The 12,065-nt window shown below is 63.1% G+C and carries 11 protein-coding genes and 1 pseudogene; 5 read left to right on the top strand and 7 right to left on the bottom strand.

Annotation, left to right across the window (positions count from 1 at the left end; genetic code table 11):
- Positions 1-59: 59 nt before the first annotated feature.
- The 6 genes from B7Y64_RS18385 to dsbD all read right to left on the bottom strand — a co-directional run bounded on the left by B7Y64_RS18385 (position 60) and on the right by dsbD (position 5,882).
- Positions 60-401, bottom strand: coding sequence for a hypothetical protein (locus B7Y64_RS18385; RefSeq protein ID WP_291325855.1), 342 nt, complete (start codon positions 399-401; stop codon positions 60-62).
- Between the two features lie 117 nt (positions 402-518).
- Positions 519-977, bottom strand: coding sequence for a phosphate-starvation-inducible PsiE family protein (locus tag B7Y64_RS18380; protein ID WP_291325853.1), 459 nt, complete (start codon positions 975-977; stop codon positions 519-521).
- An 8-nt stretch (positions 978-985) separates the two neighbouring features.
- Positions 986-2,143 carry a substrate-binding domain-containing protein gene (locus tag B7Y64_RS18375; RefSeq protein WP_291325851.1) on the bottom strand — a complete coding sequence of 386 codons (1,158 nt, stop codon included), beginning with the start codon at positions 2,141-2,143 and terminating at the stop codon, positions 986-988.
- A 192-nt stretch (positions 2,144-2,335) separates the two neighbouring features.
- Positions 2,336-3,139 (bottom strand): thiol:disulfide interchange protein DsbG, encoded by an 804-nt coding sequence (gene dsbG / locus B7Y64_RS18370; RefSeq protein WP_291325849.1) that lies wholly within the window; start codon positions 3,137-3,139, stop codon positions 2,336-2,338.
- 47 nt (positions 3,140-3,186) lie between these two features.
- On the bottom strand, positions 3,187-4,029 hold the full coding sequence (locus tag B7Y64_RS18365; RefSeq protein WP_291325847.1) for a TlpA disulfide reductase family protein: 843 nt from the start codon (positions 4,027-4,029) through the stop codon (positions 3,187-3,189).
- Positions 4,026-5,882, bottom strand: a complete 1,857-nt coding sequence (dsbD, locus tag B7Y64_RS18360) for a protein-disulfide reductase DsbD (protein WP_291325845.1) — start codon at positions 5,880-5,882, stop codon at positions 4,026-4,028. The genes B7Y64_RS18365 and dsbD overlap by 4 nt, the downstream gene beginning before the upstream one ends.
- 221 nt (positions 5,883-6,103) lie before the next feature.
- On the opposite strand from dsbD, the gene B7Y64_RS18355 reads away from it, so the two are divergent.
- The 3 genes from B7Y64_RS18355 (at position 6,104) to B7Y64_RS18345 (ending at position 8,692) form a co-directional block, all read left to right on the top strand.
- The gene (locus tag B7Y64_RS18355) at positions 6,104-6,787 is read left to right on the top strand and encodes a response regulator (protein WP_291325843.1); all 684 of its coding nucleotides are present in this window, start codon (positions 6,104-6,106) and stop codon (positions 6,785-6,787) included.
- Positions 6,784-8,157, top strand: coding sequence for an ATP-binding protein (locus tag B7Y64_RS18350; protein ID WP_291325842.1), 1,374 nt, complete (start codon positions 6,784-6,786; stop codon positions 8,155-8,157). Before B7Y64_RS18355 ends, B7Y64_RS18350 begins: the two co-directional genes overlap by 4 nt.
- An 88-nt stretch (positions 8,158-8,245) precedes the next feature.
- Positions 8,246-8,692, top strand: a complete 447-nt coding sequence (locus B7Y64_RS18345; RefSeq protein WP_291325840.1) for a DUF302 domain-containing protein — start codon at positions 8,246-8,248, stop codon at positions 8,690-8,692.
- 201 nt (positions 8,693-8,893) lie between these two features.
- Here the strand turns inward: B7Y64_RS18345 and B7Y64_RS18340 are convergent.
- Positions 8,894-9,328, bottom strand: a pseudogene (locus B7Y64_RS18340) (YqaA family protein).
- 186 nt (positions 9,329-9,514) lie between these two features.
- On the opposite strand from B7Y64_RS18340, the gene istA reads away from it, so the two are divergent.
- On the top strand, positions 9,515-11,038 hold the full coding sequence (gene istA / locus B7Y64_RS18335; RefSeq protein ID WP_291325838.1) for an IS21 family transposase: 1,524 nt from the start codon (positions 9,515-9,517) through the stop codon (positions 11,036-11,038).
- Entirely contained in the window at positions 11,031-11,858 is an 828-nt protein-coding gene (gene istB, locus B7Y64_RS18330) for an IS21-like element helper ATPase IstB (RefSeq protein WP_066690515.1), read from the top strand. The genes istA and istB overlap by 8 nt, the downstream gene beginning before the upstream one ends.
- Positions 11,859-12,065 lie beyond the last annotated feature (207 nt).

Raw genomic sequence — 12,065 nt, 5'->3', positions numbered from 1 at the left:
TCCCTTGCTGCACAAAACAGCAGGGTAGGTAAAACACCTGGCTCAGTTTTAGGTCGGCATCACACCAAAAAGTGGCTCAGTTTTCGGTCGGCGTCAACACCGTAGGCGAACTCCCAGTGCAGCGTCATCGCATCGAATTCGAGCGCATTCATCAGCGGCAGCATTGACTCGCCTTGGGATTGTCCGGCAACGAAGGTGCCATGGAAGGTGTCGCCGTTGTCCAGCGCCAGCACTTCTCCGGGGCGCTCGGCGCGTACCCGGTTGAAAATGCTGAAGATGCGCGCCAGACCGCCGCAGGTCCTGTAGTTGAACTTGCCTCGACCGCGAAAGGCTTCCGGATGCGGTTCGAGGTAGCCGTGCAGATCGTTGATCTGCAGGATCGTGAGTTTGCGTTCAGCCATGTCTGTCTTTCGAACGGTGAGGTGGCAATCACGAATCGGTCCACTTGACCAGCGTCGCGCTGCCTAGGGGCAGCGGACTGCGCATCAAGCCGAGTCGCAACAATGCTTGTCAGCAGGTCATGGATCGGTCCTTTGCCCGGCGTTGCTCAGCGTTCTCCACCTGACCAGGAAGTAACCCGCAGTCAGCGAGATCACCAGCGCACTGATGCCGATGAGGACAAGCCCGTCGGTGTGTTCGAAGTCAAGCTGAATGATGTGGCGGCTGACGGCGATAACCGCCACGATGAGAATCAGTTCGAGCCGGACCTTGTGCTCAGTGAAGAAGATCTTCAGCGATTCGAGTATCTCCAGGCCAAGCAGGATCAGCAGCACGCCTGCAAAGCGTCTCTGGACGGCCAGTTGGAGGTCTGGCACCGAGTCCACGTTGCGAAGCCAATCGGCGGCACTGGTGAAGAACAGCCAGAACAGCTCCAGCACCGCTACCGTGATCACGATCATCAGCAGGAGTTGCATCGCCCCAATCACGACGGCGGTGAAGTGCGAGCCGATACGATCGATGCGTGTTGTGCTGGTCATGTTGGGGATCAATTCAATACGGCCTGTTTCGCGGTAGCGCGCTGTGCCGTAGTGAACTCGCTAATTGAGATTCGCTGATTCGCGTCAGCATCGAACTGCATGAACATCAATCGATGCGTAGCGAGGAACTCAGCTTTCGAGACCGCGCCGTCTGTGTTGATGTCGAAACTGCCGATCGGCAGCTGGCCACGAAATTCGACATCCGTGATGCGGCGGTCGTTGTTCTTGTCCATGGAGTCGAATTCGCGTGCTCGCGAGGGCGCTGCCTCTTCCCAGGTGACCGCGCCATCACGGTTCGTGTCCATGCGCGCGAATCGCCGCTCGACATCCGCCTGGCTCGACACGCTCAATGGCGCAGCGGATCGGGCTCCGTCGACGGCGGCGACTGGGCGCGCATCCCAACCCCATTTGGCAAAGATCTCCTGCCCGGCTGGCGACTTCAGGAACGCCACAAAGGCGGGGGCCTGCGGATCGGTCTTTCCCTTGCGCGTCAGCACCACGCCAGCATCGCGATAGATGCGAAACGGCTCATCCAGTTCGACGACCTGCGCCAGATTGGGGTTGGCCACCTGCCAGATGTTCCAGATCAGCCACGCGTCGATGTCTTTCTGCTGTGCCCACTGCTCCTTGGCTGCGCCACTGCTGGCGGCCTCGGGAAAGACCATGTTCTTGCGAAACGCCCGCACCATCGCGATGTCTCCGGTGCGCCCCGCCACGTCCTCCCACAATCCGGTTTGCCCAGCACCGGCGACAGTCAGCAGCTTGACGTTTGGGGCCAGCAGGTCGCGAAAGCTGCGGATGTTCTTCGGGTTGCCGGGCCGCACCAGGATTGCCGCGGGTCGCAGGTAAAGTGGATAGGCGTCCTTCAACTCGAAGGCGCCCGGCAAGGCCTTGGCGAAGTCGGTAAACATGTTTTCGGCGCCGCTGAAAATGACGTCGGCATCCTCTCTTGCCTTGTCGATCCACTGCGGGGTGGGTCCTGCAGCCACGTTCACGGTGATGTTGTTTGTGGCGCCAAACGCCTTGGCAGCCTCCTGCATCGCTGGGGCCGGGCCGCCGGGGCCGTACACATTGACGACGCTTTGAGCCTGGACCGGGCCCACCACACCGGCGGCCAACACCAATGCCGTAGTTAATGCTGAAAGCGCCCTGGAGAAGTGGGTCATGTGTGAGTCCTTGAAAGAATGATGTGAGTCGGTGGTGACTCTTTCAGCCTGCCCGACAGACCTACTCGATGGGTAGGTGATACCGACTGGCGGATCGATTTCGAGACTGCATTCCTAGCATCACAGTGCACCACGCGGTGGACGAATCTTCTGTGCGTTGGCGAACGGTGCAATCGATGCAGCTTTCCGCGCTCATCGTGGCCCGAAAATGGCAGCCAGATCGGACTCAGGCGCGCCCTGGCGCATCTGCACGCTGCCCTTGGCGTCCTTCCAGACCAACGCCGGGGTTGCTCGCAGACCGTAAGACGCCATCAGCGCAGCGTTCGCATCGAGCTGGTCTGCTATCCCGGCAGGAACCACCGAAAGCGGTTTAAGACTGTCATCACCCAGGGGCTTGGGCCGCCCGCTGGCCAGCGTCTTTGCATTCGACGCGACATGCCTGCGTTCATATGCGTCCAGCGCAGCAGCCGGGTTCTTTTCGCCCAGCAACGCTGCTGCCTTGCCTGCGCTGGTCGGCGTCAGGATGCCCACCATGACGTGCCGAAGCTGTACTTTGCCCGTGTCGACCCAAGGCCGTGCATCGGCCCACAGCTTGTTGCAGTAGGGACAGTTGGGGTCGGTGAAGACGTAGACCGTTCGTGGCGCGTCCTCGCGACCGTCGGCAATCCAGTGGCTCTTCTCGAGTTTGCCCCAGACCGCCTCGGTCATTGGCTGGGCGAGTACTTTTTCCAGCCCGGCCTCGGTGAGGTTCTTGCCGGAGGCGTCGAACAGCGTTCCGGCAATCACGTGCTTGCCGTCAGGCGTCAAGTACAGGGCGATCGGCTCGGTGCCTGCATGAGCAGCGTAGGCCGTCATTCCGCTCGGGCTTGGAAATGTGCCAACGATACTCAGGCCCTTTTTTTCCAGCGCCTGAAGCGCTGCAGGGAGTTGCGGGGCAGCGAGGGCAATCGATGCAACGGCCGATGCAAGGGCAATCAGCACGACCACGGTGGACACGGTCGCGGAAGGTATGAGTGATGCGCGGGCGGGAGTGTTTTGATGATTCATGGCGAAGGGAGTTGTTGTGGCGGGGGTGAGTCGGCGCGAAGGATTGTCAGGCGTTGGGTGAGCGTGGCTTGCGACAGCTCGCCAATGCGGGTGTCGGCAAGCTTTCCCTGCGCATCGAAGAACAGCGTGGTTGGCAAGGCGCTGTGGCCCAGCGCTGCGCCGGTGAGACGCTTTGGATCGAGCAGCACATTGCGCAGCGTCAAGCCGTTTCGCTTGAGGAAGCCGGCAATCGCTGCTGAGTCTTCGCCTTGATTGACGAAGACGATGTTCACGTCCGGGTTGGCGGCCTGTGCTTGCTGCATCACCGGCATCTCGCGCACGCACGGCGGGCACCAGGTGGCCCAGAGGTTGACCACGGTGGGCTTTCCGGCAAAGCCCGCAATCGACACCGACTGGCCATTCAGCGAGGCGAGCGCCAACGGCGGCAAAGGCACTGGTGTGGTCGACATCAATACGGAAGCGAAGCCACCCAGCATGAGCACCATGCCTGTGGTGATCGCTGCAGCGAACACGGGTTTGCGCATGCCTGCCTGGCGTTGCGCGCGCTGCAGGCCGAACAGCAAGGCCGCCACAACACCCGCAGTGGGCTCCCAACCGCCGTCGCGGATGTCCAGGATGCTCAGCGGGGCATCGAAATACTGCTCGTGCCATTGCCAGACGAAGGCGAGTCGTGCCGCGAACAGACCGACAAACAGCATGCGCGTCAACGTGGGCTCGGCCTCGATGCCTGCCGCCTTCGCCATCCACCTGGCGACCCACCTTCCAAGCGCGATGGCAAACAGGGCCAGCAGCACCGAGTACGGCAGCGACAGAGGGCCGATCTGCAAGGACTGGTTCATGCAGGAGCTCCCATGTCGGGTGTGGGTGGCCCAGGCTGTCGCTGCAAGAACTGCTCGACCGTGAATTCACCGACTAGGCGGGCGTCGCGCCGCTCGCGTCCGGCTGCATCGAACATCATCACGGTCGGCGGGCCAATCACCTGGTGGGTGCGCATCAGCTCACGGTGACGGGCATCGTTCGCGGTCACGTCGGCACGCAGGAGCAGCACGCCGGCCAGCGAGCGTTGCACGCGTGGATCTCCGAAAACCTCTTTCTCGATCGCCTTGCAGGAGACGCACCAGTCGGCATAGAAGTCAACGAGGATGGGTTGCCCCTGCGCCCGCGCGGCGGCCAACCGGGCCTGAAGTTCTGTTTCGCTGGCGATCGGTTCGAATTTCAAGTTCGTCGTTTGCGCCGGGCCCGTTGCCGACGCCGCGGCGAGCGTCAGTGGCCGCCAGGGATCCACCGCACCGCCCGCCGCACCGAGCACCATCGCGCTGCCCCACAGACCAGCCAGAACCGCCAGCGTGCGGATCGCGAGCAGGTTTGGCGCCGCGTTGGCAGCGACAGCTGCAGCGCTGCGGGACGACGTGTGAACGAGAGTCACCGCCACAGCCAGCAGCAGCGCGCCCCACATGAGCAATGCGGCTGGCTCGGGCACGACGCGTTCCAGCATCCAAACCGCCGTGCCGAGCAGCGCGAAGCCCAGCGCGCCCTTCACGCGATCCATCCACGGACCTGGTTTCGGCAGGAAACGCGAGCCCAGTGTGCCGACGATCACCAGTGGCGTGCCCATGCCCAGACCCAGCGCCGCCAGCAACAGCGCGCCATGAACAACGTTGCCGCTCTGGGCGATGTAGAGCAGCGCACCCGCCAGCGGCGCCGTCATGCATGGGCCGACGAGCAGTGCCGACAGCACGCCCATGGCCGCTGCGCCCGGCAGCGATCCGCCGCGCAGGCCACGGCTTGCGCCGTCGAGCTTGTCGCGCAGCCGGGCAGGCAGTTGCAAAGTGAAGACGCCGAACATGCCGAGCGCGAGCACGACATAAATGCCGCCCAAGGCGAGCATCGTCCAGCGGTTCTGCAGCATCGCCTGCAGGTTCGCTCCTGCCAGCGCTGCCGCCACGCCCAGCGCCGAATAGGTCAGCGCCATGGGCAGCACGAACGCCATGGACAGCGCGAACGCGCGTCGCGGCGGCGCCCGGCTGCCGACGACGATGCCGGAGACGATGGGCAACATCGGCAACACGCAGGGCGTGAACGCGAGCGCGATGCCGAGCAGGAAGAAGAGCGGCAAGGTCCAACCTAGCGAGCGTTCGCCCAGCCACTGGGTGATCTGGGTGTCGCTGCCGGAAACGCTGTTCCACAGGCCGGGGGCGCCCGGTTCTTGCGCCCGCACCAATGTGTCAGCGGGTGCTGTGGTGGCGGTATCCGACGAGACGTCGGCCACCTGAATCGTCTGCGTCTGCGGCGGATAACACAGCCCGGCGTCGGCGCAACCCTGCCAAGTCACGTTGAGTGCGGCGGCACCGGCGGGCGACACCTTCATCGTGACCGCGTCGTGGTAGACCTCCATCACGCCGAAGTTGGGGTCGTCCTTGCGGATGCCGGGCGGGAGTTCAGTTTGCACGCGTGTCCCAGAAGAGGATGCGGTCACCACCATACGATCACGGTACAGGTAGTAGCCCGGCGCGATGGTCCAGCTCAGGTGCAACTGGTCGGCGCTGGACTTCGTCACCTGCAGGCGAAAGGCCTGCTCGGGCTGCAGGAACTCTTCTGCCGCGTGAACCGGCCAGGCCACGCCCCACAGCAGCACCAGGGCGGCGAGGGCAGCGCGCAGGCTGCTTCGAAGGCGATCGGAAAGTACGGGCATGGGCTGGTGTCAAAGCGTGACGGGGTGTCACCGAAACGCCATCCTTGAATGCCGCGATTAAGGTGGCGTTAACAACCTTCCCGGCGAATTACCCCCCTGCTTGGCAACCACCAGCCACCATAATTGCGCCATGAAACCCATCAGGCCGTGTATCGCCGTCGTCGCATCGTTGTTGCTGATTGTCGACCGTGAGCTCGCCAGTGGCCCCTGCGAAGACTACTGTGCACGTCCTGCTGATTGAAGACGACCGTCTCGTTGCCAGTGGCATCGTCGCCGGGCTACGTCTGCTCGGCGTGACCGTGGACCACGTCGACACCGCCGCGAAGGCGCGTGCGGCGGTAGGCGCGTCGCACTTCGATGTCTGTGTGCTCGACCTCGGCCTGCCCGACGAAGACGGCATGGCAGTGCTCGCACGCTGGCGCGCCCAGGGGCAGGCGATCCCCGTGCTTGTGCTGACGGCGCGTGACGCGCTCGAACACCGCGTCGCGGGCCTGCGGGCCGGCGCCGACGATTACCTTCTCAAGCCCTTTGAGCTCGACGAGCTGGTGGCGCGACTGCATGCACTGGTGCGCCGCGCCAGTGGCCGAAGCAGCGACCTCGTCGAACACGGCAGCCTGACCTTCAGCGCCTCCAGCGCTGAGGTTCGACTGCATGGCGTGCGCGTCGAGCTTTCGCGACGCGAGCTCGCGTTGTTGCGCGCGCTGCTGCAAAACCCCGGCCGCATTCTGAGCCTGGAGCAACTCCAGGCCAGTCTGTACGGCTTTGAGACCGACGTGGAAAGCAACGCCGTGAACGTACACATCCACCACCTGCGCCGCAAGCTCGGCCCTGCGATCGTCGAGACGGTGCGCGGCTTGGGCTACCGATTGGGTGAGGCCGGTTCTGCTGTCGAGGAAAAGCGATGACGCTGCGCCTGCGCCTGGTCGCCATCATCGGGTTGTCGCTGACGCTGCTGTGGAGCGTCGTCGCGGTGTGGATGTTCATGGATGTGCGCGAGCAGCTGCGAAGCGCTCTGGACGAGCGGCTGGCCGCCTCGGCGCGCATGGTGGCTGGCCTGGTCGCGCGCCTTCCCGCCGAACGCCTGCAGGTCAACGGACCGCCCGTGTTGCCGCTCGATGTGATCGCGCGCGACGGCCTGGCGTGCGAGGTCAGCCTGGTTCGCAGCGAGGTTGCAATCCAGCCGATTGCGCGCACGGCCACCAGCCCCGGGTTGGAGGGTGCGGCTTTGGGCTACAGCACCTCCGTCTACGGTGGCAAACCCTGGCGCACGTATGTGCTGCAAGTCGGCGAGGTGCGCATTGCCACCGCCGACCGCATGGATGCGCGCGAAGGCCTGCTGCGCGAGATTGCGCTTTCCGCAGCGGTACCGTTCGCCGTCGCGATGGCGGTCAGCCTGGCGCTGCTGTGGATCGGTGTCGGGCGGGGCCTCGCGCCGATCGAACGGGTGCGCACGGCGCTGCTGAACCGGCGTGCGGACGACCAATCTCCGTTGCCTGCCATCGACGCGCCGCCCGAGCTGCAGCCGCTCATTGATACCGTCGCTCGCCTGCTGGTGCGTGTGCAGGACGCGATCGAGCGCGAGCGGCGGTTCACCGACGACGCAGCACACGAACTGCGAACGCCACTGACCGCCATCAAGACGCATCTGCAGGTGCTGCGCCTGGCGTGCGGGGAATCTGGGTTGCATGGCGCCGCGGGCGAGGCGCTGGCGAATGCGCAGCAGGGTGTGGCACGGCTGCACCGCACGCTCGAGCAATTGTTGTTGCTGGCGCGACTTGAAGGAGCGGCGAAACCCGAGAAGGCGCCGCGGGCCGATGCGCTGCATGCAGCGCAGCAGGCGATCGACGATGCGTCGGCCGTCGCCCCACAGGTCGGTGGGGCCAGCATCCGGTGCGTTGAGTTGCAGGCCACGACAAACGCAGCATCACTGGCAATTCCCGAGGCGTTGCTGGTTTCGGCTTTGCGCAACCTGCTCGACAACGCGTTGCGGCATTCGCCAAGGCAGAGCACAGTCGTGCTGCGGATCGAGCGGCTGCCAGGTCATGTGGCGTTCTGCGTCCTTGACGAAGGCCCGGGTATGTCCGCTGCTGAAGTTGTACAAGCGGCGCAGCGGTTCTGGAGACGCGGCAGTGGCAGTGTGGATGGCGATATCGGCAGCGGCCTGGGCCTTTCCATTGTCGATGCCATCGCGAGGCGCTATGGCGGCGAGTTGCACCTGGAGCCGCGCCAGGTCGTGGGCATGGAAGCCCGGCTGTGCTTTCCGGCTGAAGAGTGAAGCAGACTGCGTTGCCGATGCAGCGACCCAAACGCATTGTCCAGGCATGGGCAGGAACCAATTGACGGCAAGCCATTCCGACAACGTCATGGTCGCCATTCCGGCGAATGTGAAATGCTGGTCGATGACCAACGAGGAGAACACGATGTACGGATTCAACGCAACACTTAGACTTTCGTTCGATGAAGCCATTGAGCGCGTCCTGGCTGCCCTCAAAATGGAGGGCTTTGGTGTGCTCAGCGATATAGACGTGCAATACGCGATGAAGGAGAAGCTGGGCGTCGACATGCCGCCTTACCGCATCCTGGGTGCCTGCAACCCACCGCTGGCACACAAGGCCTTGCAGGCAGAGCCCGATATCGGCTTGCTCCTGCCCTGCAACGTGGTTGTCCGCCAGGAAGGTGAAAGCCACGTCACGGTGGCGTTCATCGATCCGCTGGTGATAATGGAGATGGTCGACAAGCCTGAGGTGCAGGCTGTTGCAAAGGATGCTGAGCAGCGACTGCGTCGGGTTTGTGAGGGCCTGATGCAATGAGGATCCATGCACGTTGGCCATGTGGAACACCTTTTGGCAGTGACCCACCATCGCCTTCATCGGCGCGAGCCTTTAAGTGGCCGTGTTGGGCAGGATCACTCGTGCAAGACTGGTAAAAGCGGCCTCAACAGACCGCTTGATCACGTAATGCTGTTCATGCCCGGCGCCCATTCGCCGGGTGCACATCGCCAACTGACTTGTTCACTGCAGTCCGAGCACGATACCTGCAAGAACTAGGTACCGCCCGAACTTGGCCAGCGTCACCAGCACGAGAAACACGCCGAATGGCTCGCGCATGACACCGGCCACAACGGTGAGCGGATCGCCCACCACGGGCAGCCAACTCAACAACAACGTCCACTTGCCGTGACGCTGGTACCAGTGCTGCGCCCGGCCCATTGATTCGGGTTTGACTGGGAACCAGGGTCAATCGCGGTAACGCTCAACCCGCGTCCCAGCAACCAGTTCACCACCGCCCCGAGCACATTGCCCACCGTTGCCACCAGCAGAAGCAACCAGACCGAGTAGGCATCAGTGAGGAGCAGTGCCACCAGCACGGCCTCGGATGCTGTGGGCAGCAATGGCAGCGACGAATGCGCTGACAAACAATCCGCCATAGGCACCGAGTTCCGGCATCAACGACCCACGCTGGGCCAGTGCGGGTGCTGGTCATCGACCACAAAAGCATGCGCATGACGCACCTGATTGTTGCCGCCGACTGAAAACTGACCCACTTAGAGGGCATGTGCCGCTTCAAAACTGACCCAGGTGTTTTACTTGCCTTGCCTAAATATTGGGCAGGGAAAATGCAAGGTGATCACCATGGAAATGTTGGGAAGAATTCGACGTATGCACATGCGCGACAAGGTGTCGTTGCATGAGATAGCCAAGCGCACGGGCCTATCGCGCAACACGGTGCGAAGCTGGCTGAGGAAGCCAGAGGAGGTGAAGGAGCCCGTCTACAGCCGCACGGCGGGCTTCAACAAGCTCAATGCGTATGTGGCCGAACTGGAGCAGTCGCTCAAGGCCGATGCGCATCGACCCAAGCAGAACCGTCGCACGGCACGCGCCTTGTTTGCGCAAATCAAGGCCAGCGGATATGAGGGTGGGTACACCCGCGTCACGGACTTTATCCGGGCCTGGCGCGTCGACGCTGGCAAGGACGCCCGGGCGTTCGTGCCACTGAAGTTCGAGATGGGCGAGGCGTTCCAGTTCGACTGGAGCGAAGAGGGCTTGGTGGTGGGCGGTATCTACCACCGCATGCAGGTGTCGCACATGAAGCTGTGCGCCAGTCGGGCGTTCTGGCTGGTGGCCTACCCCAGCCAGGGTCACGAGATGCTGTTTGACGCCCACACCCGTTCCTTTGCGGCGCTCGGTGGCGTGGCTCGCCGGGGTATTTACGACAACATGAAGACGGCCGTGGACAAGGTCCCGCGCGGCAAAGGCGGACAAGGTGGCAAGGGCCGCATCGTCAACGCACGCTTTGCCGTGATGTGCGCACATTACCTATTCGATGCCGACTTCTGCAACGTAGCCAGCGGCTGGGAGAAAGGCGTGGTGGAGAAGAACGTGCAGGACAGCCGCAGGCGCATCTGGCTGGAGGCGCAGCAGCAGAAGTTTGGCAGCTTTGCCGAGCTCAATGTTTGGCTGGGCGCACGCTGCCGCAGTCTGTGGGAGGAGGTGCGCCACCCAGAGTACAAGGCGTTCAGCGTGGCCGAGATGCTGGAGCAGGAGCGTGCGGAACTGATGCCCATGCCGACAGCCTTTGATGGCTATGTGGAGCGCTCAGCCAAGGTGTCGAGCACTTGCCTGGTGGCGGTGGCGCGCAACCGCTACTCGGTGCCGTGCGAATTGGCAGGCCAGCGCGTGAGCACCCGGCTGTACCCCGGCCGGGTGGAGATCGCCAGCGACGAAATGATCGTGGCACGGCACGAGAGGCTGCCCAACCGGGGCCACATCTGCTACGACTGGCAGCACTATATTGCGCTGATTCAGCGCAAGTCTGGTGCCCTGAGAAATGGCGCGCCCTTTGCAGACATGCCGACGCCTTTGCAGCGATTGCGACAAGGCTTGATGCGCCATGAGGGCGGTGAAAAGACCATGGCGCAGGTGCTCAACTGCGTGTCCAGCCACGGACTGGAAGCGGTGCTGGTGGCGGTGGAGTTGGTGATCGAATCGGGCGCGCTCAGCACCGAGCACGTTCTCAACGTATTGGCTCGGCTTGATGCGCCAGAGCCTCCTCCCAACATAGAGAGCACCCTGGATCTCAAGGAGGCACCACTGGCCGACACCGGGCGCTACGACAGCCTGCGTGGCGACGCCATGGAGGGCGTGAGCCATGCGTGATATTGCTGCTCAATTCAAGGAACTCCGCCTGAACGGCATGGCCGGCGCCTGGGTCGAGTTGACCACTGCAGAGGGACAAAGCAGTGATGTGGGCATACAGACCTCGCGCTGGTTGATTGAGCACCTGCTGCAGGCAGAGCACGCACAGCGGGCCTTTGCCTCGGTGCGCCACCAGATGAAGGCGGCCAAGTTCCCGCTACACCGGGACCTGGCAGGCTTTGACTTCGAGGCCTCCAAGATAGACCACAAGTTGGTCAAGCAACTGAGTACGCTGGAGTTCACCGAGACGGCACAGAACGTGGTGCTCATTGGTGGGCCGGGCACGGGCAAGACGCACCTGGCCACAGCCATCGGAGTGGCGGGCATTGCAGCCAAGGGCAAGCGGGTGCGCTTCTATTCCACGGTGGATCTGGTCAACGAACTGGAGAAGGAGAAGCGCGAGGGCAAGGCTGGGCGCATCGCACTGGCGCTGTCGCGCCTGGACCTGGTGATTCTGGATGAGCTGGGGTACCTGCCCTTCAGCCAGGCCGGTGGCGCCCTGCTGTTCCATCTGCTCTCCAAGCTGTACGAGCACACCAGCGTGGTGATCACGACCAACCTGAGCTTCTCGGAATGGTCGGCGGTGTTCGGGGACGCCAAGATGACCACAGCGCTCCTGGACCGTTTGACCCATCACTGCCATATCGTGGAGACCGGAAATGAATCCCACCGCTTCCGCCACAGCACCCTGGCGGCGAAGTCACGCATCAAGGCCAGAGAGAGTGCGCGCAAAGGCAGCATAACTGCACCGGCATCAGCAGAGCCAGACGAACCGTTCTAAACGGGCTACTGGGTACACTTATCCACAGTTGCTGATTCCAAATTCAGCAATCCGCCCTGGGTCAATATTGGATCGGCAGGGTGGGTCAGAATTCAAGCGGCGCCAACAGATGGTGCCGCAAGCGATGGCAAACAGCAGGGTCATCGAGCGGGTCAGTGCGCGTTTCTGGGTCGGCATGTCGATCTGGTTTTAAAAGGCGGATGGGCG

The organism is Acidovorax sp. 35-64-16 (genome assembly GCF_002281195.1).
Taxonomy (GTDB): Bacteria; Pseudomonadota; Gammaproteobacteria; order Burkholderiales; family Burkholderiaceae_C; genus Acidovorax; species Acidovorax defluvii.
This window is presented reverse-complemented; position numbering and strand designations above follow the sequence as displayed.